We start from the raw sequence: 21,610 nt of genomic DNA, 5'->3' as shown, positions 1-21,610 counted from the left end.
CATGTCCCTTCCCTCTGCAGGCTGGCTCGCAGACCCGAACGACCCGACCCGACTTCGTTGGTGGGACGGAGCCCGGTGGAGCCAGATGAGCGTGCCGCTCAGCGAAGCCGGGGTGGGTGCCGCGGCGGCTGCGGGTGCGACTCCGGCCGCGGGCGCGGCGGCGGTCGCGGATGCGGCGCCGGCTGTGGTTGTCGCGGTGGACCCAGCCCCCGCCCCTTCTGGCAACGCCTGGCGTCCGACCACCCTCTTCTGGATCGTCGGCAGCCTCGTTCTGCTGGCTGCACTCATCGGACTGAGCGCCGGTTTCGGAGGCTTCCTGCTCGTCGTCAGCCTGGCCGGGCTCATCACCGGGATCATCGCCGTCGCAACCAAGCGTCGAACCTGGCTGAACATCCCGGCGTCGTCGGGCATCCGCGCTCTCGTCATCGCCGCGTCGGTGGTGCTTCTGATCGTCGGAGGTGCGATCGTCCCGCACAGCCCGAGCACAGAGTCGGCGAGCGACACCCGCAGTTCAGCGCCGGCCAGCAGCGAGACGAGCGAGCCTGAGACGGCCAGTCCCACGCCGACTCCCACACCCACCCCCACACCCACACCGGTCATCGCGCAGCTGACCGACTTTTCGACCTCCGCCGCCGCGACCGCTCAAGCCGCGCTTCAAGCGGCGGGATTCGCCGTCACCCTGCAGACCGCCGATGGCCAGCCGGCTCCGGCCGACTGGACGGGATGGACGGTGAGCCGAGAGAGCCCGGCGGCGGGGACGCCCCTCTACGCGGGTTCGACCGTGGTGCTCTACCTCTCGCCGCCACCGGTCGCGCCGCCGGCTGCGCCTGCGGCACCCGCCGCACCCGCGGCACCCGCGGCACCCGCCGACCATGGCGGGGCGACCGCTCAGTGCAAGGATGGCTCCCTCTCTTACTCGGCGCATCGGCAGGGCACCTGCTCCCATCACGGCGGTGTGGCGGTGTGGTTCTAGCGAAGCGGCGTCCATGTGCGTGGACTGGGGCTGACCGGAGTGAAGAGCGCGACGTCGATCTGCGCTTAGCGCCGCAGTACCGCGAGGAGGTCGGGTCTGCGCTGGCGCCCGGCTAGCCGCGCACGCGGATGCCGTCGAACAGCAGGTCGAGCATCCGCGTCGCCTGGGCATCGCGTTCGGCGGTCGGCGCCGAGCGGTCGAGCGAGAGGAAGGTGCCGACCAGGCTCGCCGCGACATCCTCGGCCCGCACGTCGTCGCGCAGCGTGCCCGCCCGGATGCCCGCATCCAGCAGCTGCCCGATCGTGCTCGTCACCCGGGCTCGCGTGTCCATCGGTGACACCGCGCCGGATTGCGTCAGGGCGCGCAGGCTCTCGGCCATGCCGCGTTTGCCGGCGACGAACGCGGCGTAGTCGTCCATCCAGAGTCGCAGGGCGCGGTCGGGTTCGTGCCGCGCCAGCAGCTCGTCGGCCTTCGCCAGCAGGGCGGCGAGCTCGGTCGCATGCACCGCCTGCACGAGGGCGTCGCGGGTCGGAAAGTGCCGGTACAGGGTGCCGATGCCGACCCCGGCGTCGCGGGCGATCGCCTCGAGCGGGACCGGTGCCGAACCGTCGCCGGTCGTGAAGGCGCGCGTCGCGATCTCGAGGATGCGCTCGCGGTTGCGCTCGGCATCCACTCGGGCCATGCGGAGGCACCTCCGTTTCTGCTATCGTCGAGATGCGGAGGAACCTCCGCTTTTGAAGAGTATGGCAGAGAGAAGACGCGCATGACCGACACCACGATCCCCCGGCCCGGCGGCACCTGGACGCTCGCGGGCACCCCCGTGGCGCGCATCGGCTTCGGCGTCATGCAGCTGGCCGAGCGGGGCGGGCGGCCCGCCATCCCCGCCGACGACGCGATCGCGATCGTGCGCCACGCGGTGGACCTGGGGATCACCCACTTCGACACCGCTAGCTTCTACGGCGACGGCGAGGCGAACCGGCGGCTGCGGGAGGCGCTCGTTCCCTACGCCGACCGCGATGACATCGTGCTCGCCACCAAGATCGGCGCGGTCGACGACGAGGCGAGCGCGCGACTCGTGCCCGCCCAGAAGCCCGCGGAACTGCGCGCGCAGGTCGAGAGCAACCTCGCGCAACTGGGGGTCGACCGCCTCGGTGTCGTCAACCTGCGCCGAACCGACAACGCGCCGGGCATCATCGCCACAGGCGACCAGATCGTCGACCTCGACGACCAGCTCGCCGAGCTCATCACCCTGCGCGACGAGGGCAAGCTCGACGGGATCGGGCTCAGCAACGTCCGGCTCGACCAGCTGCAGCAGGCGCTGCCGGCGGCGATCGTCTGCGTGCAGAACTACTACAACCTGCTCAACCGCGAGCACGAGGATCTGCTCGGGCTCTGCGCGCGCGAGGGCATCGCGTGGGTGCCGTACTTCCCTCTCGGCTCGGCGTTCGACGGATTCGCGAAGGTGGCGGATCAGCGGGTGGTGCAGGATGCCGCGGCCGCCCTCGGCTCGACGCCCGCCCAGATCGGGCTCGCCTGGCTGTTGCAGCACGCGCCCGGCATCCTGCTGATCACCGGGACCAGCAACCTCGATCACCTGGTCGAGAACGTGGCCGCGGGCGACATCCGCCTGGATGACGAGATCGTCGCCCGTCTCGACGAGCTGGGGCGGGTGGGCGCCCGCGCTTGAGCGCTTGAGCGCTTGAGCGTTCGAGTGTTCGAGTGTTCGAGTGTTCGAGTGTTCAAGCGTTCGAGGCGCGCTGCCCGCCGACCATCACATCAGCCGGCTCAGCAGGGTGACCGTGGGGAGGTCCGGCAGGGCCCAGTTCAGCTCGTCGAGTCGGTCCAGCGGATGCCACACGACTCGGTCGTGGTCGGTGCTCGCGATCGGACCCAGCGCAACGGTGCTGCACGCGTAGCAGGCGAGATCGACATCCAGCTCGCCCACGCGAGTGGTTTCGCGATGCATCAGCTCGAGCACGTCGACGTCGATGCCGAGCTCCTCGCGAAGCTCGCGGCGCAGCGCCTGCTCGGGCGACTCGGCGGCTTCGACCTTGCCGCCGGGGAACTCCCAGAGGCCTGCCGCCGACGTGCCGGGGCGACGGCGGCAGGCCAGGACCGCGGCATCGCGGATGAGGACCGCGGCCACGACCTGCAGCGGTTCGGCGCTCGGGGCTGCGGGCAGGGCATTCATGTGGATGACGCTACCGATGGTGGCTCGTCTCGATTCCTTCATAGAATATTTCTTCTATACTTATCCACTACTATGGCGTAACCTCTAGAATCTTTGTTCTCTCTCTGGGAGAATGATCTCGTGACCATCACCGCGACCGTCTCCCTCGAGGTTCCCGCCCTCGAGGGCATCGCGCGCGCCGACGATCTCGAACTCATCGAGGTGATGCGGGCGTGGGCGCAGGCGCGCCGCGAGGTGGATGCCGGGCTGGCAATGTTGGCAGGTGTGGTGGCCGCGCGGTCCACCCTCGAGCTCGGCTACGACGGACTCGCGCAGCGGGCGGGAGCGCGCACGGCCGACGCGCTGGTGTCGCAGCTCACCGGCACCTCGGGCACCGAGGCCCGCGCGATCACCGCCGTTGGCACCATGATGAGCGACCCGGCGCCCTGGCTCGGCGAGGTCGCCACCCACGTCACCACCGGCTCCCTCTCGATCGGAGCGGCCGCCGCCATTCAGACCGGGCTCGGCGCGCCCTCCCCCACCGTCGCGGCCGACGACCTCGCGGATGCCGCCCACTCGCTGCTGGAATCCGCGGCCTCCCTGCCGCCCGAGAAGGTCGCCCGACAGGCTCGCGAGCTGCGCGACGAACTCGATGAGGCGGGCATCATCGATCGCGAGGCGGCGCTGCGCGACAAGCGCTTCCTGCGATTGACTCGCCAGCCCGACGGCATGACGCGGCTGGTCGGCCTCCTCGACCCGGAATCGGCGGCTCTCGTCACCGACGCCGTCGATGCCGTGACCTCGCCGCGCCGCGGCGGGCCGCGCTTCGTCGACCCGGAGGTTGCAGCACGTGCCGACGCCGTGATCCGCGACGAGCGCACCACCGAACAGCTGGCAGTGGATGCCCTGGTCGAGATGGTCCGGATCGCCGCGTGCGCAGACTCCGGCCGTGTCTTCGGCACCCGCAAGCCCGCGGTGCGCGTGCACGTCACCGCCTCCGACCTGGCCCGGGGTGCCGGCGCGGGGCGGATCGAGGGTCAGACCGAGGCCGTCTCCATCGCCACGGTCGAGCGCCTCGCGTGCGCCGACGGTTTTCTCGCGATCGAGTTCGACGTCGCAGGGTCGGCGCTCCGGCTCGGACGAAGCCGCCGCACCTTCTCCGACGCTCAGCGCACCGCTCTCGCGGCGATCTGGGGCGGATGCGCGGTCGGCGGCTGCGACCGGCCACCGTCGTGGACCGAAGCCCACCACATCGAAGAGTGGCAGCGAAATCACGGAGCCACCGACGTGAGCAACGGGATCCTCTTGTGCCGCCATCATCATCTCCTCGTGCACAACAATGGCTGGCGCATCCGACGGCTCGGCGGCGACTATCGCTTCGAGCCGCCGCCCGGCGACGGGCTGCATCGCGAGGCGCACCCGTTGATCCCGAAGAACGCCGTCTACCGTCGCGGGCGCGCCGGCACGAACTGAGCACCTGTGCGGTCACCGCTCAACGTCGGCTCGCCACGTCACGCTGGCTCGCCGCAGCACGCCTGACCAGGGCCGCCACGCACCACCGCGCCAGAAACTGGTCGTCGGCGGCAGGCATCCGGCCTACCGTGGGGGCATGACAAGTTGCAGCCGGTGAGCGCGCGATTCGAAGAGCTGGACTGGCAGCCCACCCCCATGGGCGACCTCACACTGCGGCGGCGCACCGACGCGTCGCTCGGCGTCGAGATCTTCGAAGTGAAGCTGGGCGACGAGTTCCTGATGTCGAGCCTGTTCACCGTGGCGGAGGAGGAGCTGGCCCGCCTCGGCCTCGCGGCAGTCCGGGGCGACCATCTGCAGGTCCTGGTCGGGGGCCTCGGACTCGGCTACACGGCGATCGCCGCCCTGCGCGACCCGCGAGTGAGCGTGATGACGGTGATCGACACGATGCCGGCCGTCATCGACTGGCACGAGCGTGGCCTGCTGCCCGTCTCCGAGTCGCTCACCGGCGACCCGCGAACGCGCCTCGTGCTGGACGACTTCTTCGCCGTCATGCGACGCGCACCCGAACCGTCCGACATCCGCTACGACGCGATCCTGCTCGACGTGGATCACTCCCCACGCCACCAGCTCGACCCCAGTCACGCAGACCTGTACACCCCATCCGGGCTGCGAGCGCTGACCCGGCACCTCGCGGACGAGGGCGTGTTCGCCCTCTGGTCGGACGATCCCCCCGACGACGAGTTCGTCGCGATCGCGGGCTCCGCGTTCGCTCGGGTTGAGGCGCACGTCGTCGATTTCGACAACCCGCTCACCGGCGGCACGTCATCCAACACGGTCTACGTCGCGACGCGCCTCTAACAACCGCGCGACCACGCGATCACACGCACTGATCGCGCCGACCACGCCGATCGCGCCGATCGCGCCGTCGTGGTGCGCGACACGACGTTCTTCGTGACCTCGTTGATGCCGGGCCAGTTGTCGGCGTGCTGGGGCCAGTAGCCGGCGAAGATGTCGAAGGTCTTGCGGCCGAGCAGCAGGTCGCTCGGCTCCATCAGCGGCGCGAACAGCTCGTTGAACGCGTCGTCGCCGTAGGGGGCGCTCCACCCGCCGTACTCGAAACCGCCCGAGGGGTCCTCGTCCGGGGCGCCGGGCGCCTGCAGCACGCCGTCCAGACTGATCATGGAGATGACGACGATCTTTCGCATGCACCCAGTATCCGGACGACGGGGCTCAGCTCAAGGCTCACGAGGGTGCGCGTGACCTCAGGCGCCTGACCGGGCTCGCCCCATGATCGCGCTCATCCGAGCGCCGCGACCAGCGCCGCGACCATCGATGCGACCATCGACGCGACCAGACGCGACCAAAGACCCTCTCGCCCGCCACCCACCGCGACCTAGCATCGACCTCGAGTTCGGCATCCTCGATATGAGCGGGAGTCTCCAGATGAGTTGCGTCGTGGGCATCTGATGGTTCGCAGACAGACACCCTTGATCGATCAACTCCTGTTCACGGGCAAGAAGGTCATGGTCACCGGCGCCGGCTCGGGAATCGGACGGGCGATCTGCGCCCGGTTCGACGAGGCGGGCGCCAGGCTGGTGATGGTCGACTCCGACAGCCGGGGCCTCGACGCGACCCTCGCCACCCTGACCGGCACCGAACACGAGCTGCAGGTGGTCGACCTGGAGCACAAGCTCAACATCGACACCCTCTGGCGGCACTTCGAACGGGACGAACTGCCCGACGTGCTCGTCAACAACGCGGGGATCTACCCGATGAGGGACTTTCTCGAAGTCGACGAGGCCTACCTGCGCCGCACGCTCGACATCAACCTCAACGCGACGTTCTGGATGTGCCAGCGATTCATCGAACGGCGTGGCTCACGCGGCGGCGTCATCGTCAACACCTCCTCGGTCGAGGCGATCCTCCCGTTCAAAGAGGACATGGTGCACTACTCGATCAGCAAAGCCGGAGTGCTCGCGCTGACCCGCTCGCTCGCGCGCGACTACGGCAGCAAGGGGTTCCGTACCAACGTGGTCATCCCCGGCGCGATCACGACCCCCGGCACCCAGGCCCTCGTGCGCAACGCCGTGCTGCGGCTGAGCTTCAAGCTCGCCCAGACCGGGTACGCCTTTCAGCAGCGCCTCGCCAACCGCCGTTGGGGGTACCCGGATGACGTGGCCAAGGTCGTGCTCTTCCTCTCGAGCGACCTGGCCAGCTACGTCCAGGGCGCCGCGATCCCGGTCGACGGCGGGTTCCTGTCGTCGTAGCGGCGCGCGACAAGAACAGCCCGACCCCATGGAACCCTCGGGCGACACCCTCGCAGCCCAGCAGGTCCTCGCCGTGCCTCACCCCAAGGCCGAGCCTCGGTGTCCGAACGTCAGTGTCCGAAGGTCAGTGTCCGTACGTCAGCGTCCCAACGTCACGGTCGGCCCTCCACCAGAGTCGTGGCGCGCGCCTCGGGGACCCCCAGCATGAGCAGACTCGTCATGGCAGCTGCCCGAGCGCCGAGACTCCCGCTCGAGAGGTCGTTGTCGGCGATGGAGAAGACCGCGGCAAAAGCGACTTGGCTGAGGACCTCCGCGGGCAGGTGCCGCCCGAACACGCCGCTGTCCTGACCCCGTCGCACGAGGTCGGCGAGGGTCGTGTCGACCGGGCCGAGCAGAGCGTGGATCTCTCGGCCGTACTCGCCGCGCCGCAACGCCAGGATGACCCGGTAGCGACGAGTCAACGGCCACAGCCGGCGGACGAAATCGACCCACGCCGCATCGGCTGCACCCTCGGGGGTGTCGACCTCGGTGAGCACGGCGGCGATCTCGTCGACCGCACGTTGCGTGAGCGATCGCACGAGGTCGGCCCGGGCCGGGAAGTGCCCGTAGACGGTACGGCGGACGACGCCCGCGGCGGCGGCGATGTCGCCCATCCCTGCGTCACGGTTCTGCCCCAGGACCTCGAGCGCCACATCGAGGATGCGATCGCGTGTCTCGTTCATGGAGCGCGCCCGGGCGGATTCGATCGGCATGACTAGATCATTGCACAACAGTGTGCAATGAAGTAGATTGCACAGCTGTGTGCATTGCACACGACTGTGCAATCGATCGTTGCACTTTCACTGCTCAGGAGAACACGACCATGACCGCATCCGCGCCCGAAGCCTCCCCCCTGATCCGCCCCTTCACCGTCGCGATCCCGGACTCCGAGATCGACGACCTGAAGCTGCGACTGGCGAGAACTCGCTGGCCGGATCGGGAGACGGTCACCGACTGGTCGCAGGGCGTCCGTCGGGAGAACGCCGAGGCGCTCATCGGCTACTGGGAGCGCGAATACGACTGGCGCCGATTCGAGTCGGAGCTCAACCGCTTCCCGCAGTTCCTGACGCGGATCGACGGAGTCGACATCCACTTCATCCATGTCAGGTCCCGGAATCCGAATGCGATGCCGCTCATCCTGACGCACGGGTGGCCTGGGTCGATCGTGGAGTTCCTGAAGCTGATCGGGCCGCTCACCGACCCGGTCGCCTTCGGCGGAGACGCCGAGGACTCCTTCGACGTCGTCGTCCCGTCGCTCCCGGGATTCGGCTTCTCCGGCAAACCGACCGAGACCGGCTGGAACGTGACCCGGATCGCGACCGTCTGGGTGGAGCTCATGAGGCGACTGGGTTACGAGAAGTGGGCCGCCCACGGCGGTGACTGGGGCTCCGTCGTCACCACCGTTCTCGGGGCGATGCGGCCCGACGGCCTGCTCGGAATCCACCTGAACAGCCCGTACGCCTTCCCCGAGCAGATCCCCGAGACGCTGTCGCCCGAAGAGCGTCGCGCCGTGGACGGCCTCGCGCTCTACGCCGGCGAGCTGGGGGGAGCCAATCACCTTCAGGGAACGAAGCCGGAGACCATCGGAATCGCTCTGGCGGACTCGCCGGCCGGCCAGGCCGCCTGGATCTACGACAAGTTCCAGTCCAAGACAGACAATCACGGCCTCGCCGAGGACACCCTCACGACCGACGAGATCCTGGACGCGATCTCGACCTACTGGTTCACCAACAGCGCCGCGTCGTCCGCCCGCATCTACTGGGAGAACAAAGGGAGCAGCATGGCCGGCCCGAAGCTGTCGCTCCCGGTCGCGGTGACGGTGTTCCCCGCCGACATCCCCCGCCTGCCCCGAAGCTGGATCGACGACACCTACCGCGAGCTGATCCACTACGGTGAGGCCGACAAGGGCGGGCACTTCGCGGCCTTCGAACAGCCCGAGATCATGGTCAGCGAGATCCGCACCGGGCTGAGGAGCCTCCGCTCCTGAGACGGACCCCCAACGAGAAATCGGGGCGGCCTCATCCGACCAATCGCCCATCCCTGCTGCGCTGCCTGGGACGCCCGGGACGCCCGGGACGCCCGGATCAGGCGATGGCGGGCACGTTGACGCTGAACGGGACGCGTAGCGTGTCGGCGAACCGTTCGAACAGCGCGGGGTCGCCCTCGATTTGCACGGCGCCCGTCGCGATCGCGGTCGCCGCATCCAGCTCGCCCGCCAGCACGTCGCGAATCTGCGGACCCGCCGTGATGACCAGCTGCGGGTTCTCGACCGGACCCGAACCGACCACGATGACGCCGTCGCGCATGATCACGTGCGCCGTCACCTCGCCGACGTGCACTTCGTACGTCGAGTCCCATTCTCTCGGCACGACGCCGTCGCCCGCGGCCACCCGCAGCGCCGCGGTGATGGATGCCGTGGTGACGATCTCGCCGTCACGGGGCATACGCATTCCACCTGCGCCCCACCGGGAGAGGGCGTCGAGCGCCGGGCGGAGCTCCTCGCCGCGCGGCGTGAGCGCGTAGACGATCGAGCGCTCCGCTCCGCTCGGCGCCGTCCGCTCGACGATTCCCTCGTCCTCGAGTTCCTTGAGTCGAGAAGCCAGGGTGTTCGTCGGGATGCCGGGCAGTCCGGCTACCAGCTCCGTGTAGCGCCGGGGACCCACGCTCAGATCGCGCAGGATCAGAAGCGTCCAACGCTGGCCGACGATCTCGGCCGCGCGCGCCAGCCCGCAGAACTGGTCGTAGTGCTGGTTCGTCATGAACCTCAGATTAGCACTTGACTTCATTAATTGCAGTGTGCTTTATTTTGTGAAGCAGGCCACTTCATTTTATGCAGCGCGCAGCCGAGGGAGAAGGACATGACCGACACCATCGCACGTACCGAGACGGATGCCGCCCCGGCCCCCGCCCAGCAGACCGCAGGCCAGCCGGTAGACGACCTCGCACCTCGCAACCGCACCGCCCTTCGGCTCCTGCTCGCGGCCGTCTTCGTCGTGTTCCTGAACGAGACCATGATGGCCGTGGCGCTGCCGCGCATCCAGGAGTCGCTTCACATCGATGCGACCAAGGGGCAGTGGCTGACGACGGCGTTCGCGCTCACGATGGCGGTCGTCATCCCGATCACCGGGTGGCTGATGCAGCGTCTGCGCACCCGCACGGTCTTCACCATCGCGATGTCAAGCTTCGTCGCCGGCACGCTCATCGCCGCGTTGTCGCCGATGTTCGAGGTGTTGGTCGCTGGACGCGTGGTCCAGGCCGTCGGCACCGCGATCATGATGCCCCTCATGATGACGACGGTGATGACCACCATCCCCATGGAGAAGCGCGGGCGAGTAATGGGACGAGTCTCGATCGTCATGTCGTTGGCACCCGCCGTCGGCCCCATCGTCTCGGGTGCGCTCATCCAGGTGCTGCCGTGGCAGGGGCTGTTCTGGGTGATGTTGCCGATCGGGCTCACGATGCTCGTCATCGGGATGCGTCGGGTGCCGAACGTGTCGGAGACCCGCAACGTCCCGCTGGACACCCTGTCCGTCGTCTTGTCCGCTCTCGCGTTCTCCGCCCTCGTCTTCGGGCTCAGCCAGATCGGCGCAGCCGCGGTCGGTGAGGTGGCCGTCCGGCCGTGGATTGCCATCGCCGTCGGGCTCGTAACGCTCGGCTTCTTCATCTGGCGGCAGCTCGTCCTGCAGCGCAAGGACTCGGCACTGCTCGACCTGCGCACCTTCCTCTCGCGCGACTTCGCGGTTTCGGTCGCGATGATGACAATGGCGATGGTCGCCCTGTTCGGCACCTTCATCGTGCTGCCCCAGTTCGCCCGCTACACGCTCGGACTCGACCCGCTCTGGGTCGGAGCGATCCTTCTGCCGGGCGGCCTGCTCATGGGTCTCGCCGGGCCGACCGTCGGCCGGCTCTTCGACCGCTTCGGTCCGCGACCCCTGGTGGTCCCCGGCGCGATCGCGCTGACCGTGGCGCTGTGGACCATGGCGCTCAGCCTCGGCGAGGACTCGTCCTGGGTGGTCCTGCTCTCCGCCCACATCGTGCTCATGCTGTCGCTCGCGTTCCTCTTCACGCCGGCATTCAGCGCCTCGCTCGGCTCGCTGACTCCGCGTCTGTACTCGCACGGCAGCGCCACCATCGCCACACTGCAACAGGTCGCCGGCGCTGCGGGCACGGCGATCTTCGTCGCCCTCTACGCGACAGGCGTGGCATCGACCGGTGCGGCGAACCCCGACCTGCCTTCGCCCGCCGCCGCCGCGTCGGGCGCCCACCTCGCGTTCGTGGCGGGCGGCATCCTGTCACTGGCGGTCATCGTTCTCGCCCTCTTCGTCCGGAAGCCGGTGGTACCCGCTGACTCGTCGAACTGAACTGAAACACTTCCCCCGATCTGGTTGAACTGATCAGGGTGAACTGATCAGGGTGAACTGATCTGGGTGAACTGATCCAGGTGAACTGATCTAGCTGAACTGATCTAGTCGAAAGGAACGCGGCATGAAACTGACCGTCAGTTTGCAGGTCACCCTCGACGGCGTCGCCCAGGCGAACGGTGGCAACAACGAAGAGATGGACCCCGGCTTCACGCGCGGCGGCTGGGCGATAGGGATGGGCGACCCCGAGTGCGCCGGCTACATCCTCGACACGTGGCGACGGCCCGACGCATTCCTGCTCGGGCGCAAGACGTTCGACTTGTTTGAAACGTACTGGGGCGCGCGTCACGACGATGGCGGGTTCGGGGAGGCGATCAGTTCGAAACCGAAGTACGTCGTATCGAACACCGTGACCGAGCCGGCCTGGGAGCACTCGACCGTGATCTCGGGTGACCTCGCAACACGTCTTGGTGCGCTCAAGGCCGGTTCCGATGGGGACCTCCTCCTCGTGGGCAGTGTCGCCCTCGCGCGCTGGCTTCTCGAGAACGAACTGGTGGACGAGCTGAACCTGATCCAGTTCCCGGTCATCGTGGGCCAGGGCGAGCCGTTCCTCCCGCGCGAAGGCCGCGACTTCGCCCTGGACCTGGAGGACTCTCGCGTCTTCCCCACCGGGATCGTGGGGCTGACCTACCGAGTCGGCGGTCGCCCGCGATACGCATGAGTCGCGGACCCTGTTGCGTCGCCGACAGCGGGAAGGGCCGGTTTCAGTTCCGTCGCACCCTCATGGTGCCCCTGGAGGGACTCGAACCCCCAACCCTTTCCTTAGGACGGAACTGCTCTTCCATTGAGCTACAGAGGCTGACCGATCGAGTCTAACGAGCGCGCGACGTCGCGGCGGCAGCACGGGTGCCGCGCCGATCCGGCCGCCGCCCCCGCCGCGCCTCAGTAGTAGATCGGCCCCGGCACGCCGCCGCCGACGGCGATCGCATCGCCGGTGATCGCGATGCTGCGGGGCGAAGCCAGGAAGGCCACGACATCCGCGACCTCGGAGGCGTCGACGATGCGGTGGATCGAGTTGCGCACGAGAGCCGCTTCGAGCGCGTCGACCGTCGTGCCCTCCGCTGCGGCGCGCTCGGCCAGGCGTGCAGTGAGGGCCGGCGTGCGGGTGAGTCCCGGATGCACGACCGTCACGTTGACTCCCTGCGGTCCCAGCTCGTCGGCCAGGTTCTTCGTGATGGCCGAGACCGCCACGTTCCGCACGGTCTGGGCGGCCGAGCCCGCGGAGCGGGCACCCAGTCCGCTGATGTTGATGATGCGGCCCCAGCCCTGCTCGACCATGTGCGGGGCGGTCGCGCGGGCGGTGCGCAGGTAGCCGAGCACCTTGATCTCGAACTCGCCGCGCATCAGCTCGTCGCTGGTCTCGATCGTCGGAACGTTCTTGTCGGGCGACCACGGGGTCGCAGCGGTGTTGACCAGGATGTCGACGCCTCCCAGTTCGGCGACCACCCGGGCGACCATGGCGTGCACGCTTGCGTCGTCGCCCGTGTCGACTTGCACCCCGATCACCCGACGCCCCGACTCGGACGCCAACTGCGCCGCCACCTCGGCCACCTCGGCGCCCCGGGCGGAGAGGGCGACATCCGCCCCCTCACGGGTCAACGCCCGGGCGATCTCGAGCCCGATGCCCTTGCTGCCGCCGGAGACGATCGCGCGCTTGCCGTTCAGTTGGAGGTCCACGCCTCCGACTCTACGACCGCCGGATCAGGCGGGCGGGGCGTAGAGGTAGTACGCGTCGTCGGCGTTGATCACGCGAGTGCCGTAGACGTGCTGGCCCTGCCAGTTGTACTCCTCGATCATGACCTGACCGTTGTTGAGGATGCCGCTGACGTACGCCACATGGTTGTAGGGGAACCAGGCGACCGACCCGACGACCGGAGTCGAACCAGTGGCCCAGCCGTGGTTGAGCCATGCCGACTTCCACTGGCTGGCGTTGCCGCCGCTCGGGGTCAGGTTGCTCCAGGTCCACTTGAACGGGGCGGAGGTCGAGCCCTGGTCGCGGTTGATGCGCCAGGCGACGAAGTCGACGCACTCGCGGTAGTAGTAGTTGAGCGGCGAAAGCCCGCCGCCCTGGTTGCGCGAGAGCTCGGCGAACCAGGGGTAGTCGTCACCCTGCGCCTTCGCGCCCGACTGCAGGTAGTCGGCCAGGTTGCGCTGGCGGATCGCGTCGGCGTACAGCTTCTTGAGATCCGTTGCGCTCGTGGCGGTGTAGCCATCGCGCTTCACGTCGGCCGTGACCTCGGCGGCGGCGGCGGAGTTGACCGAGAGCTTCTGGGATGACAGCTGCGCGGCCGTGGTCAGCGACGTCGCGTTGTTGTCGGCGTACGCCGGCAGCGCGAGAACGGCGAACAGACCGCCGACGAGAACCATGACGCCGACACCGGTGAGGCGCTGGCGGAGCGACTTGCGCTCGTCGGACAACCGAGGTGTGCGCCGTGCGGAGTCCTGGTGAGCGCGCTTCTCACGGTTGCGGTGCGCCTCGCGAGCCGACGGGAGCTGGGCGGAGGGGCGCAGGTCCCGTCGCGTCGGGGCAGCACCGGTGACGCCGGAGCCGAGCACGGCCGAGTTCGCCGAGTTCGGGGAACCCGCGGTCGTCGGGGTCTTCGAAGTCTTCGGAGTGAGACCGAAGGCGGCCACGACGTCGAACGCCTGCGTGGCCTCGAGCTCCGGGGTCGGCCGGGGCACGGGCGGAACGGTGTTGACGGGAACGACGGGAGCCGCGACATCCGCCTCGACCCGGTAGGCGCCGGCGGCGCGAAGCTCACGACGTGAGGGAAAGACAGGGCTCACGGTTTCGGGTCCCCTGACGGCGGGCGGTGCAGACGAGGGAGAAGATTCGTCCGTCATACCGCTGAAGAGAAATCCCAATCCGTCCGGGATCTCGCGTTCCGTCATAAATCCTCCGGGTAAGCGACCCGATCGAGGTTACGCGAGTTCATGCCGAATGTCACGTTGAGATAACGACCCGCAACCTGGGTGCGGTACCGAGGCGCCTGGAGACCCGGATTCACGCGGCAGGCGCCAGGAACTCTTCCCACTTCGGCTCGGTACGCTCGACCCCGCGCACCAGCCAGGCCGTGCCGTGCGGGGGCCGTGGCACGTAGCGCAGCGACCAACCCATCTCGTGCGGCGTCCGGTCGCCCTTGATGTTGTTGCAGCGCAGGCAGCACGCGACCAGGTTCTCCCAGCTATCGGCGCCTCCGCGTGAACGCGGGATGACGTGATCGATCGTCGAGGCGGAGTTGCCGCAGTAGGCGCACCGCTGCGAATCGCGGCGCAGCACCCCACGACGCGAGACCGGCACGGCCCGCCCGCTGGGGATGCGCACATAGCGGCGCAACAGGATGACCGACGGCCGCTCCCACTCCCCCGATGCGCTCAGCACGGGGTGCTCGTCATCGCTCGCCACGATCGACGCCTTGCCGTCGAGCACGAGCACGATGGCCCGCTTGAAAGACACGACGGCCAGCGGCTCATAGCCGGCGTTGAGTACCAGGGTTCGCACAGGGGCTCCTCTCGAAGACGCCCGCACGGCTTGCGGGCATTCGATCCCCCGGTTCGCCGGATTTCAGGAGAAGCACACGAAAAAGGCGCCGTCGCGAACGACAGCGCCTAGTCACTCCGGACGTGACAGTGCACGACCGGACGAATGCTGTGCCGTATGCGGAAGATCGCGCGCGCATCCGTGGTGGGGATGCTGCTCGAGTTCCACATGGGCTCTCCCGAAATCCGTTGATACCGAGAGCACCAGGTTAACCCGAAAACGAGCACAGTTCTGGCACCGTGCGGTGACGACACGGAAAACGGGCGGGGCGACGAGTCTGCGACGCTCAGATTCCGTAGCGGACGAACCAGTGGCTCGGTGTGTAGATCGCGCGGATTTCGACGTTGAGGCCCGGGTACGGGGCATCGATCATCATGTTGCCACCCAGGTAGATGCCGACGTGCCCGCCGCCATCCATGACCACGAGGTCGCCCGGCAGCGCAGCGGATGGCGCGATCGCGGTTCCGCCCGAGCCCTGATGCGACGCGGAGTGCGGCAGCGAGACGCCGAACTGGGCGTAGACGTACTGGGTGAAGCCCGAGCAGTCGAAACCGGCGGGAGTGTTGCCGCCATAGACATAGGGAACGCCCACGTACTGCTTGGCGACCGCGACGACCTGGTCGAGGCTGAAGTTGGGGTAGGGCGGGTTGGCCAGCAGGGCGCGCACCGAGGGGCCGCTGTAGGTGGCGAGCGCGGCCCGCAGCTGGGCGCGCTTCAATTCGGCGACCGATGTGGCGGTGAACGAGTCACGGGTCGACACGTCGACCTGCACGTCGCTCGCGACGGCGACGGCCTGCGCGTCGGTCGACTTCATGTGCTGCAGCTCGGCCGTGGCATCCGCTCCCGCTGTCGAGGGCGCGGGGCGGGCGGCGTAGGCCGGCAAGGCGACGGTGCAGAAGATCGCGGGAACCGCGATGGCCATGACGGCCAGGTTCACGAAGGCGGGCCTGCGCCCGTTCGGCCGGCGGCGGCGCGAGGCGTCAACGGGCGAGAGGTCAGTCGAGGGAACTTCTGTCGGGTTCGCCGAGCGGCGGGTGGTACCTGAGAACAAGAGGTAATCTCCTGCGTCTCGGCCGGCTAGGTGTGCCGCCCCATCCCTGTCGTATGTCACGTCGCGCGGCAGAGGATGGGTGAACGAGACGCCCTGCAGTGCGGCCTCCGACCGGTTTGCGTGGCCGAGAGGACTTCGCAACTGTACGCGACGGGATGCCGTGCCGCCAGTCGACCGCGCCGTCTAGGCGGGATCCTGTGGCGCGTCGGCCTGGGGAGGAGACGCGGATGCTCAGCTCGCGACGTACACGTGCGTCGCGACCTCGACGGGCAGTTCGAGCCCCTCGCCGTGGCCGTCGACCTGCACGAGCACGTACGATCCGGCCGCCGAGATGGTGACCTGAGCTCCCGGCACGACCCCGGCCGAGAGCAGCTGCTGCAGCAACTCCGGCTCGAACTGCACGGGCTCGCCGAGGCGGCGGATCACGCCGCTGACGGGGCCCTCGACCCCCTCGACGCGCTTCACCAGGTTGACGACGCCGTGCAGGAACGGGGCCGCGAGCGGATCGCCCAGCTCGTCGAGGGCGGGGATCGGGTTGCCGTACGGCGACTCGGTCGGGTGGTCGAGCAGCACCAGCAGCCGGCGCTCGACCTGCTCGCTCATGACGTGCTCCCAGCGGCATGCCTCGTCGTGCACATAGGCCCAGTCGAGCCCGATCACGTCGGCGAGCAGTCGCTCGGCGAGGCGGTGCTTGCGCATGACGTGCACCGCGCGGGAGCGCCCCTGCGTGGTGAGAGCCAGGTGCCGATCGCCCTCGACGGTGACGAGGCCGTCGCGCTCCATCCGTCCGATGGTCTGCGACACGGTCGGGCCGGAGTGACCGAGCCGTTCCGAGATGCGTGCCCGCAGCGGAACGATCCCCTCTTCTTCGAGGTCGAGGATCGTGCGCAGGTACATCTCTGTCGTGTCGACGAGATCTGTCATCGTGGACTCCCCGGGTGGCAGCGGACCGGCCAAGCCTACCGGGGCCACCTCCCGTTCGCCGGGCCTCGCTGGGCCGGGCGGAGCGCATCGGACGACGGATCCGGCCGCGCGGAGGGGCGCCCCGCAGTCGGTACGATTGACCCGTGACGCTCGAGATCCCCCGCGACCTGCTTCCCGTCGACGGCCGGTTCGGTTGTGGGCCCTCCAAGGTCCGCCCCGAGCAACTCGCGCACCTCTCCGCACACGCGGAGCTGCTGGGCACCTCCCATCGGCAGGCCCCGGTGAAGAACCTGGTCGGCCGGGTGCGCGCCGGACTCGGCGAGCTGTTCCACGCGCCCGACGGCTACGAGATCCTGCTCGGCAACGGCGGATCGACCGCATTCTGGGATGCCGCGGCCTTCTCGCTGATCGAACGCCGCAGCGAGCACCTGACCTTCGGCGAGTTCGGCTCGAAGTTCGCCGGCGCGGCCGCGGCGCCGTTCCTCGAGGCGCCTCACGTCATCTCGGCGCCGGGCGGATCGCGCAGCGCGATCGAGGTGCTCCCCGGCATCGACGTCTACGCGTGGCCCCAGAACGAGACCTCGACCGGCGTCATGGCTCCGGTGACCCGCGTGCACGGCGACGAGGGAGCGCTCACCGTGATCGACGCGACGAGCGCCGCGGGCGGGGTCGACTTCGATCCGGCCGAGATGGACGTCTATTACTTCGCCCCGCAGAAGAACTTCGCCAGCGACGGCGGCCTCTGGTTCGCGCTGGTGTCGCCCGCGGCGATCGAGCGGATCGAGCGCATCGCCGCCGGGGACCGCTACATCCCCGAGTTCCTGAGCCTCAAGAACGCGGTCGACAACTCGCGCCTCGAGCAGACCCTCAACACCCCCGCGGTGTCGACGCTGCTGCTCATGGAGAACCAGATCGACTGGATCAATGGCAACGGCGGGCTCGCCTGGGCCGACGCCCGCACGAAGCAGTCGTCGGGCATCCTCTACGACTGGGCCGAGAGCACCGCGTTCACGACGCCGTTCGTCGCCGTGCCGGAGCACCGCTCGCAGGTCGTCGTCACGATCGACTTCGACGACAGCATCGACGCGGCCGCGGTCGCCAAGACGCTGCGCGCCAACGGCATCGTCGACACCGAGCCGTACCGCAAGCTCGGCCGCAACCAGTTGCGCATCGCGACCTTCGTGGCGATCGAACCGGAGGACGTGCGCACCCTGACGCGCGCGATCGACTTCGTCGTCGAGCACACCGCCGCCTGACGCCCGCCGCCGAAAGTCCACAAAGCGTCGCAATACCCGCCGCCAAAGCGACCGTTTGTGCGCTCTCGGCGCGATGACGGCGTCGCTAGGCTGGCAGCATGCGCCTGTGGCTGAAGGACTCGGAGCGTCGCCCCGATCCAGCACCCGTGAAGACGGATGACCGCAAGGCCGTGCTGGTCGGGCTGGTGCTCTGGCTTGTGGCCCTCGGTGGCCTACTGCTCTTTCTTCGCCCGCTGCTTGCGGACGGGCGCGGCTGGTGGCTCTGGACCGTCCTCGTCGGACTCGGGATCGGCCTCATCCTGCTCGTCGTCACCCATCGACGCCGGCACAGCTAGCTCGCCCTCGATGAACTCCTCGATCGGGAGTTCGGCCAGCACGGCATCCGACTCGAAGTCGATGCCGTCGTCCGGGTCGTCGCCCAGATCGTCGTCGCCGTGCTCGTCGTGGTCGTCATCATCATCGTCGAGCTCGTCGAGGTCGTCGCCGAGGTCATCGTCCTCGTCGTCGAGCTCGGCGCTCTCGTCGGACGCTCCGCCCGCCGCCAGCTCGCCCGCGGCGATCGCCGCCTGCGCGGCCTTGTAGTCGTCGAGCCGCTCCGACCACGGAACCCAGTCCGGGGCCAGCAGGGCGCCCTCGCCGGGCAGCAGTTCCGCCTCGAGCACGGTCGGGCTCTCGCCCGGAACCCGGGCGAGGCTGACCGTCCAGTGCCAGCCCGGATAGCCGAGCATCGTCGCCGCGAACAGCACGGTCGTGACGCCCTGGTCGTCGGTCGACTGCTCGAGCATCTCGCCCACCGTGGATGCCGGGGTCACCTCGAGCAACCCCGCCCGCGCCAGATCGACCAGCTCGGTGTCGCTCACGAGCTCACGCATCCAGGTCGTCGGCGACCTTGCGAAGCACGGCGGCGATCTTCGAGCCGTGCTGCTTGTCGGGGTAGCGGCCGCGCCGCAGACCCGCCCCGATGCCGTCGAGCAGCTTCACGAGGTCTTCGACCACGATCGCCATGTCGTCGGCGGAGCGCCGGGTGAGCTTGCTGAGGCTCGGCGGAGCGTCGAGCACGCGCACCGAGAGCGCCTGCGCGCCCTTCTTGCCGTCGGCGATGCCGAACTCGAGCCGGCTGCCCGCGCGCACGACGGTGCCCGCCGGGAGGGCGGAGGCGTGCAGGAACACCTCCGTGCCGTCATCGGATGCGATGAAGCCGAAGCCTTTGTCTTCGTCGTAGAACTTGACCTTGCCGGTGGGCATGGGGACCTCTTCCTCGTGATGCATGGGGCGTGGGGCCGGTCCGCTGGCCCTATCCTGGTGTCGTGGCAGAGAACACCCGTGTGCCCCTCAATCGTATCGAACGCATCCTGGCGTTCGTCATCGGTTCTGTCGCGGGCATTTCGATCGTGGCGATCGCTGCGATCTTCGTGGGTCGCGCGATGCGCGCCGACTTCACGGTGGGTGTCTGGCCCGCAGCGGCGGCGCTGCCCCTGATCGGTCTGCCCCTCGCCGTCGTTCTGCTGCTGATCTTCCTGGTGCTGACGGTCACGCGGCGCGCTCGACTCGCGCGGGATGCCGGCAACTAGCGGTTCCGCTCTCGCGCTCGCGGCCCGGCTGCGCGCGCTCGACGACGACGCCCTGACCCGCCTGGTGACGGATCGCGGGGTGCGGCAGCAGGGCATCCGCGACTTCTTCGACCTGGCGGAGGCCCTGCTCGACCGTGCGTCGGTGCAGACGGCGCTGCAGCGTCTCGATCGGCCGACGCTCGCCCTGCTCGCGGTCGCCGGCGAACTCGCCGCGACGACCGGCGCCCCGACCGCCGGCCAGCTCGCCGACGCCCTCGGCGCGACGCGGCAGGAGGTCGACGAGCGGATCGCGACCGGCGTCGCCGCCGGCCTGCTGGGCGAGGAGTCCGGGCGCGTGGCCCCCTGGGATGCCGTCGTCGAGCAGCTGACCGCCTGGCCGGCCTTCGGCCTGCCCTCCCGCACCGAGTTGGTCGGAGGCACCCCGCCACCCGCCCTCGAGCCGGTGAGCGAGTCGGATGCCCGCTTCGTCGACCGCGGAGCCGGCGACCGCGCCTTCGCGACCGTCACCGCCGTGACCGAGCTGCTGCTCGCCCTGCGGGACGAGCCGGCTCGACAGCTCGCCCGCGGCGGTGTCGCGCTACCCGACGGTCGGCGGCTCGCCGCCCTCGCGGGAGTCGAGAGCGACCAGGTGGACGTGCTGCTCGACATCGCGAGCCGGGCCGGGTTGGCCACGCTCGAGGGCGGCAGCTGGTCGCCGAGCGGGGCAGCCGCAGCCTGGCTCGCCGGAGCCCGCCTCGAGCGCTGGGCGGCGCTCGCCTCCGGCTGGCTCGAGCGCCTGCCCGACGAGCTGCGGTTGGTGCTGCGCCAACTCGCGCACGCCGTCTGGGGCGAGCGGCTGGCCGACTTCGTGACCTGGCTGTACCCGGCCGGCGGAGACTGGATCCGCCAGCGGCTCAGCACGGTCGGGCACGAAGCCGAGCTGCTCGGGCTGGTCGGCGGGGCGACCCCGTCCACTCCGGGGACCGCGCTGCTCGTGGACGGGGTGGAGGCGGCATCCACCGCGATGGCGGACCTGTTTCCGGCCGAGGTGGAGCAGGTGTACGTGCAGCACGACCTGTCGATCATCGCGCCCGGTCCGCTCGTCGCGGCGGTCGACAACCGCCTGCGGGGCCTGGCCGACGTCGAGGCGCGGGGGGTGGCATCCACCTACCGGGTCACCGGCGCGAGCCTGACCCGCGCGATGATCGCGGGCGAGACCTCCGCCAGCATCACCGAGTTCTTGACCGGGATCTCGCTCACCGGCATCCCGCAGCCCCTCGACTACCTGCTGGCCGACACGGCGGCCCGCTTCGGCACCCTGCGGGTCGGTGCGCTCGACCCGGGGGCGACGTCGGGCGGCGGCTTCGGCATGGCCAGCTACGTGCACTCGAACGACACCGCCCTGCTGCACCAGCTCGCGGTCGACCAGAACCTCGCCCCGCTCGCGCTGCGGGCCGACGACGAGCATCGGCTGCTCAGCCGCATCGACATGGCGCCGGTCTACTGGGCGCTCGCGGATGCGCGGTACCCGGTCGTGGCGGAAGACGCGGAGGGCCGGATCATCGAACTGCGTCGCGAGCGTCGGGTCGGCGCCGGCGGCGCGCTGAGCGACGACACGGCGGCGATCCTCGTGGCGCGAGTGCGCTCGGGGTCGGCTGTCACCCCCGAGGAGACCGGGCAGGCCTGGCTCGCGCGCCAACTCGAGACCGCGGTGAAGAACAAGATGGCGGTGGTCGTGAGCGTGCGGCTGCCCGATGGCTCGGACGTCGACTACCACCTCGAGCCCGCCTCGATGGCGAGCGGACGCCTTCGCGCTCGCGACCGCCGCGCGGACATCGAGCGCACCCTCCCCCTGTCGTCGATCACGGCGGTCCGTCCGGCCTGAGCCGACGCGGCGGCCCACAGGCGGGGCCGCTAGGCTTGCAGGTCGCCCGTTGTCGCGGTG

The 21,610-nt window shown here is 69.3% G+C and carries 23 protein-coding genes, 1 tRNA gene and 1 pseudogene; 12 read left to right on the top strand and 13 right to left on the bottom strand.

The features are described 5' to 3' along the window. The first annotated feature begins 1 nt into the window (after nucleotide 1). Nucleotides 2-973 carry a DUF3761 domain-containing protein gene (locus tag ACFPJ4_RS00240; RefSeq protein WP_386738253.1) on the top strand — a complete coding sequence of 324 codons (972 nt, stop codon included), beginning with the start codon at nucleotides 2-4 and terminating at the stop codon, nucleotides 971-973. Between the two features lie 112 nt (nucleotides 974-1,085). On the opposite strand, the gene ACFPJ4_RS00235 is transcribed toward ACFPJ4_RS00240, so the two are convergent. Then, nucleotides 1,086-1,655, bottom strand: coding sequence for a TetR/AcrR family transcriptional regulator (locus ACFPJ4_RS00235; RefSeq protein WP_386738252.1), 570 nt, complete (start codon nucleotides 1,653-1,655; stop codon nucleotides 1,086-1,088). 81 nt (nucleotides 1,656-1,736) lie between these two features. Between ACFPJ4_RS00235 and ACFPJ4_RS00230 the strand changes: the two genes are divergently transcribed. Continuing rightward, nucleotides 1,737-2,660 (top strand): aldo/keto reductase, encoded by a 924-nt coding sequence (locus tag ACFPJ4_RS00230; RefSeq protein WP_386738250.1) that lies wholly within the window; start codon nucleotides 1,737-1,739, stop codon nucleotides 2,658-2,660. A gap of 84 nt (nucleotides 2,661-2,744) precedes the next feature. Here ACFPJ4_RS00230 and ACFPJ4_RS00225 read toward each other — a convergent pair whose 3' ends face one another. Next, entirely contained in the window at nucleotides 2,745-3,164 is a 420-nt protein-coding gene (locus ACFPJ4_RS00225) for a (deoxy)nucleoside triphosphate pyrophosphohydrolase (protein WP_386738249.1), read from the bottom strand. A 120-nt stretch (nucleotides 3,165-3,284) separates the two neighbouring features. Between ACFPJ4_RS00225 and ACFPJ4_RS00220 the strand changes: the two genes are divergently transcribed. Together ACFPJ4_RS00220 and ACFPJ4_RS00215 are read left to right on the top strand one after the other, a co-directional pair. Further along, the gene (locus ACFPJ4_RS00220) at nucleotides 3,285-4,616 is read left to right on the top strand and encodes an HNH endonuclease signature motif containing protein (protein WP_386738248.1); all 1,332 of its coding nucleotides are present in this window, start codon (nucleotides 3,285-3,287) and stop codon (nucleotides 4,614-4,616) included. 153 nt (nucleotides 4,617-4,769) lie between these two features. Next, nucleotides 4,770-5,474 carry a spermidine synthase gene (locus ACFPJ4_RS00215; RefSeq protein WP_386738247.1) on the top strand — a complete coding sequence of 235 codons (705 nt, stop codon included), beginning with the start codon at nucleotides 4,770-4,772 and terminating at the stop codon, nucleotides 5,472-5,474. Here the strand turns inward: ACFPJ4_RS00215 and ACFPJ4_RS00210 are convergent. Beyond that, nucleotides 5,471-5,821 (bottom strand): hypothetical protein, encoded by a 351-nt coding sequence (locus ACFPJ4_RS00210; protein ID WP_386738246.1) that lies wholly within the window; start codon nucleotides 5,819-5,821, stop codon nucleotides 5,471-5,473. The genes ACFPJ4_RS00215 and ACFPJ4_RS00210 overlap by 4 nt on opposite strands. Nucleotides 5,822-6,103: 282 nt before the next feature. Here ACFPJ4_RS00210 and ACFPJ4_RS00205 point away from each other — a divergent pair, with 282 nt between their 5' ends. Continuing rightward, nucleotides 6,104-6,883: an SDR family NAD(P)-dependent oxidoreductase gene (locus ACFPJ4_RS00205; RefSeq protein ID WP_386738245.1), complete on the top strand. Its 780-nt coding sequence runs from the start codon at nucleotides 6,104-6,106 to the stop codon at nucleotides 6,881-6,883. A gap of 152 nt (nucleotides 6,884-7,035) precedes the next feature. Here the strand turns inward: ACFPJ4_RS00205 and ACFPJ4_RS00200 are convergent, their stop codons facing one another. Further along, nucleotides 7,036-7,635 (bottom strand): TetR/AcrR family transcriptional regulator, encoded by a 600-nt coding sequence (locus ACFPJ4_RS00200; RefSeq protein WP_386738244.1) that lies wholly within the window; start codon nucleotides 7,633-7,635, stop codon nucleotides 7,036-7,038. 110 nt (nucleotides 7,636-7,745) lie between these two features. Between ACFPJ4_RS00200 and ACFPJ4_RS00195 the strand changes: the two genes are divergently transcribed. Further along, nucleotides 7,746-8,909, top strand: a complete 1,164-nt coding sequence (locus tag ACFPJ4_RS00195; protein WP_386738243.1) for an epoxide hydrolase family protein — start codon at nucleotides 7,746-7,748, stop codon at nucleotides 8,907-8,909. A gap of 97 nt (nucleotides 8,910-9,006) precedes the next feature. Here ACFPJ4_RS00195 and ACFPJ4_RS00190 read toward each other — a convergent pair whose 3' ends face one another. Beyond that, nucleotides 9,007-9,681, bottom strand: a complete 675-nt coding sequence (locus ACFPJ4_RS00190) for a winged helix-turn-helix transcriptional regulator (protein ID WP_386738242.1) — start codon at nucleotides 9,679-9,681, stop codon at nucleotides 9,007-9,009. Nucleotides 9,682-9,780: 99 nt separating this feature from the next. Here ACFPJ4_RS00190 and ACFPJ4_RS00185 point away from each other — a divergent pair, with 99 nt between their 5' ends. Continuing rightward, nucleotides 9,781-11,283: a DHA2 family efflux MFS transporter permease subunit gene (locus tag ACFPJ4_RS00185; RefSeq protein ID WP_386738241.1), complete on the top strand. Its 1,503-nt coding sequence runs from the start codon at nucleotides 9,781-9,783 to the stop codon at nucleotides 11,281-11,283. A 124-nt stretch (nucleotides 11,284-11,407) separates the two neighbouring features. Then, nucleotides 11,408-12,004: a dihydrofolate reductase family protein gene (locus ACFPJ4_RS00180; protein WP_386738240.1), complete on the top strand. Its 597-nt coding sequence runs from the start codon at nucleotides 11,408-11,410 to the stop codon at nucleotides 12,002-12,004. 63 nt (nucleotides 12,005-12,067) lie between these two features. Here ACFPJ4_RS00180 and ACFPJ4_RS00175 read toward each other — a convergent pair. The 6 genes from ACFPJ4_RS00175 to ACFPJ4_RS00150 all read right to left on the bottom strand — a co-directional run bounded on the left by ACFPJ4_RS00175 (nucleotide 12,068) and on the right by ACFPJ4_RS00150 (nucleotide 16,859). Further along, a tRNA-Arg gene (locus ACFPJ4_RS00175) sits at nucleotides 12,068-12,142 on the bottom strand. Between the two features lie 83 nt (nucleotides 12,143-12,225). Then, nucleotides 12,226-13,020, bottom strand: a complete 795-nt coding sequence (locus tag ACFPJ4_RS00170; RefSeq protein WP_386738239.1) for an SDR family NAD(P)-dependent oxidoreductase — start codon at nucleotides 13,018-13,020, stop codon at nucleotides 12,226-12,228. Nucleotides 13,021-13,044: 24 nt separating this feature from the next. Beyond that, nucleotides 13,045-14,130: a CHAP domain-containing protein gene (locus ACFPJ4_RS00165; RefSeq protein WP_386738238.1), complete on the bottom strand. Its 1,086-nt coding sequence runs from the start codon at nucleotides 14,128-14,130 to the stop codon at nucleotides 13,045-13,047. A gap of 217 nt (nucleotides 14,131-14,347) precedes the next feature. Continuing rightward, on the bottom strand, nucleotides 14,348-14,845 hold the full coding sequence (locus tag ACFPJ4_RS00160; protein WP_386738237.1) for an HNH endonuclease: 498 nt from the start codon (nucleotides 14,843-14,845) through the stop codon (nucleotides 14,348-14,350). Between the two features lie 325 nt (nucleotides 14,846-15,170). After that, nucleotides 15,171-15,806, bottom strand: a complete 636-nt coding sequence (locus ACFPJ4_RS00155; RefSeq protein WP_386738236.1) for a C40 family peptidase — start codon at nucleotides 15,804-15,806, stop codon at nucleotides 15,171-15,173. Between the two features lie 360 nt (nucleotides 15,807-16,166). After that, the gene (locus ACFPJ4_RS00150; RefSeq protein ID WP_386738235.1) at nucleotides 16,167-16,859 is read right to left on the bottom strand and encodes a metal-dependent transcriptional regulator; all 693 of its coding nucleotides are present in this window, start codon (nucleotides 16,857-16,859) and stop codon (nucleotides 16,167-16,169) included. Between the two features lie 143 nt (nucleotides 16,860-17,002). On the opposite strand from ACFPJ4_RS00150, the gene serC reads away from it, so the two are divergent. Together serC and ACFPJ4_RS00140 are read left to right on the top strand one after the other, a co-directional pair. Further along, nucleotides 17,003-18,115, top strand: a complete 1,113-nt coding sequence (serC, locus tag ACFPJ4_RS00145) for a phosphoserine transaminase (RefSeq protein WP_386738234.1) — start codon at nucleotides 17,003-17,005, stop codon at nucleotides 18,113-18,115. Between the two features lie 98 nt (nucleotides 18,116-18,213). Continuing rightward, nucleotides 18,214-18,372 (top strand): annotated as a pseudogene (locus tag ACFPJ4_RS00140) (DUF2530 domain-containing protein); the annotation flags it as partial. Here ACFPJ4_RS00140 and ACFPJ4_RS00135 read toward each other — a convergent pair. Together ACFPJ4_RS00135 and ACFPJ4_RS00130 are read right to left on the bottom strand one after the other, a co-directional pair. After that, a complete protein-coding gene (locus ACFPJ4_RS00135) occupies nucleotides 18,328-18,975 on the bottom strand; it encodes a DUF3027 domain-containing protein (RefSeq protein WP_386738232.1) in 648 nt (215 codons plus the stop codon). The pseudogene ACFPJ4_RS00140 and the gene ACFPJ4_RS00135 sit on opposite strands and share 45 nt — an antisense overlap. A 4-nt stretch (nucleotides 18,976-18,979) precedes the next feature. Next, nucleotides 18,980-19,360 (bottom strand): cold-shock protein, encoded by a 381-nt coding sequence (locus ACFPJ4_RS00130; protein WP_386738231.1) that lies wholly within the window; start codon nucleotides 19,358-19,360, stop codon nucleotides 18,980-18,982. 62 nt (nucleotides 19,361-19,422) lie between these two features. Between ACFPJ4_RS00130 and ACFPJ4_RS00125 the strand changes: the two genes are divergently transcribed. Both ACFPJ4_RS00125 and ACFPJ4_RS00120 read left to right on the top strand, forming a co-directional pair. Beyond that, nucleotides 19,423-19,686, top strand: coding sequence for a multidrug ABC transporter ATPase (locus tag ACFPJ4_RS00125; RefSeq protein ID WP_386738230.1), 264 nt, complete (start codon nucleotides 19,423-19,425; stop codon nucleotides 19,684-19,686). Next, nucleotides 19,673-21,550: a helicase-associated domain-containing protein gene (locus ACFPJ4_RS00120; RefSeq protein ID WP_386738229.1), complete on the top strand. Its 1,878-nt coding sequence runs from the start codon at nucleotides 19,673-19,675 to the stop codon at nucleotides 21,548-21,550. The genes ACFPJ4_RS00125 and ACFPJ4_RS00120 overlap by 14 nt, the downstream gene beginning before the upstream one ends. The last annotated feature ends 60 nt before the right edge of the window (nucleotides 21,551-21,610 follow it).

The sequence above is a fragment of the Lysinimonas soli genome (assembly GCF_042655435.1).
Classification (GTDB): Bacteria; Actinomycetota; Actinomycetes; order Actinomycetales; family Microbacteriaceae; genus Lysinimonas; species Lysinimonas soli.
Note: the sequence above shows the minus strand (reverse complement) of the source record. Positions and strands in the feature narration are given on the sequence as shown.

Excerpts from the sequence above, each read along its gene's own strand:
- ACFPJ4_RS00190 (WP_386738242.1), bottom strand. The coding sequence starts at position 9,681 with ATGACGAACCAGCACTACGACCAGTTCTGCGGGCTGGCGCGCGCGGCC.
- ACFPJ4_RS00210 (WP_386738246.1), bottom strand. The coding sequence starts at position 5,821 with ATGCGAAAGATCGTCGTCATCTCCATGATCAGTCTGGACGGCGTGCTG.
- ACFPJ4_RS00230 (WP_386738250.1), top strand. The coding sequence starts at position 1,737 with ATGACCGACACCACGATCCCCCGGCCCGGCGGCACCTGGACGCTCGCG.
- ACFPJ4_RS00200 (WP_386738244.1), bottom strand. The coding sequence starts at position 7,635 with ATGCCGATCGAATCCGCCCGGGCGCGCTCCATGAACGAGACACGCGAT.
- ACFPJ4_RS00155 (WP_386738236.1), bottom strand. The coding sequence starts at position 15,806 with ATGGCCATCGCGGTTCCCGCGATCTTCTGCACCGTCGCCTTGCCGGCC.
- ACFPJ4_RS00130 (WP_386738231.1), bottom strand. The coding sequence starts at position 19,360 with ATGCCCACCGGCAAGGTCAAGTTCTACGACGAAGACAAAGGCTTCGGC.
- ACFPJ4_RS00240 (WP_386738253.1), top strand. The coding sequence starts at position 2 with ATGTCCCTTCCCTCTGCAGGCTGGCTCGCAGACCCGAACGACCCGACC.
- ACFPJ4_RS00195 (WP_386738243.1), top strand. The coding sequence starts at position 7,746 with ATGACCGCATCCGCGCCCGAAGCCTCCCCCCTGATCCGCCCCTTCACC.
- ACFPJ4_RS00180 (WP_386738240.1), top strand. The coding sequence starts at position 11,408 with ATGAAACTGACCGTCAGTTTGCAGGTCACCCTCGACGGCGTCGCCCAG.
- ACFPJ4_RS00235 (WP_386738252.1), bottom strand. The coding sequence starts at position 1,655 with ATGGCCCGAGTGGATGCCGAGCGCAACCGCGAGCGCATCCTCGAGATC.
- ACFPJ4_RS00120 (WP_386738229.1), top strand. The coding sequence starts at position 19,673 with ATGCCGGCAACTAGCGGTTCCGCTCTCGCGCTCGCGGCCCGGCTGCGC.
- ACFPJ4_RS00185 (WP_386738241.1), top strand. The coding sequence starts at position 9,781 with ATGACCGACACCATCGCACGTACCGAGACGGATGCCGCCCCGGCCCCC.
- ACFPJ4_RS00225 (WP_386738249.1), bottom strand. The coding sequence starts at position 3,164 with ATGAATGCCCTGCCCGCAGCCCCGAGCGCCGAACCGCTGCAGGTCGTG.
- ACFPJ4_RS00150 (WP_386738235.1), bottom strand. The coding sequence starts at position 16,859 with ATGACAGATCTCGTCGACACGACAGAGATGTACCTGCGCACGATCCTC.